Source organism: Fulvivirga aurantia, assembly GCF_009711475.1.
GTDB lineage: Bacteria > Bacteroidota > Bacteroidia > Cytophagales > Cyclobacteriaceae > Fulvivirga > Fulvivirga aurantia.
In genome coordinates, this window is the sequence record NZ_SMMD01000165.1 from 1 (window position 1) to 789 (window position 789).

At 35.7% G+C, this 789-nt stretch carries 2 protein-coding genes; both read right to left on the reverse strand.

Translation table 11 applies throughout. From position 1 onward, the window contains the following. Nucleotides 1-436 (reverse strand): exosortase family protein XrtF (xrtF, locus tag E1176_RS00480; protein WP_155208630.1); only part of this gene is annotated, 436 nt, incomplete at its 3' end. Further along, nucleotides 433-789 (reverse strand): DapH/DapD/GlmU-related protein (locus E1176_RS00485; RefSeq protein ID WP_281349498.1); only part of this gene is annotated, 357 nt, incomplete at its 5' end. The genes xrtF and E1176_RS00485, both read right to left, overlap by 4 nt.

The window sequence follows — 789 nt, forward strand, 5'->3', positions numbered from 1 at the left end:
AGTAACTAAAGTCGGGAAGCTCTATTGATACAATATAAAGTAATGAGATTCTTACTAAATTACTCAAATGAATAATTAAAACACCTAGAGGCACAAACCAAATTGCTTTTTTACTCCAGGCAAAAGCTAAGATAAAGGACAAGAATACGATTATTACATTTAACCCATTACAGCCCTCAAACACACTTAAAATAGCCTGACCTTGTTCATTATATATTACAACATTGGGTTTTGAAACATTATTAATTGCTTTAGTTTCGTTTCCTATAAAATTTAGTAATTGATGTGTTTGTATGGTAACTATTTCAGTAACAGGATCTGGCTGAGGGTGGTAATGGGTAATATATAATCCGTAGATTAAATTAAGGACAATGTATAACCCGATGAATTTACCAATAAATAAAAATGCTGTTCTAAACTCTTTTATAATTCTCATAGCCAATTTGCCGGTACTCCTTTGGCAGTTTTGCCTGCAGGGACATCAGTGGTTACAACAGCGCCAGCCCCTATCTTCACATTTTCTTCTAATTTGATCTGATTAAGAATGTTTGCACCAGAACCAACAAAACAGCCCTCACCCATTTGGACCCCGCCTGCGATGTTTACCCCGCACATAATTGAGCTCATACGTGCAATATGGCAGTCATGTCCTATGGTAGTGTTTAAATTAACAAGTACATTATCGCCTATATTTATATCAGTTGTGAGGACACACCCTGCGGAAATTATACTACCATAACCAACGCTCACATTCTTCTTATTCATGATTATGGCTGTTGGGTGAATTAA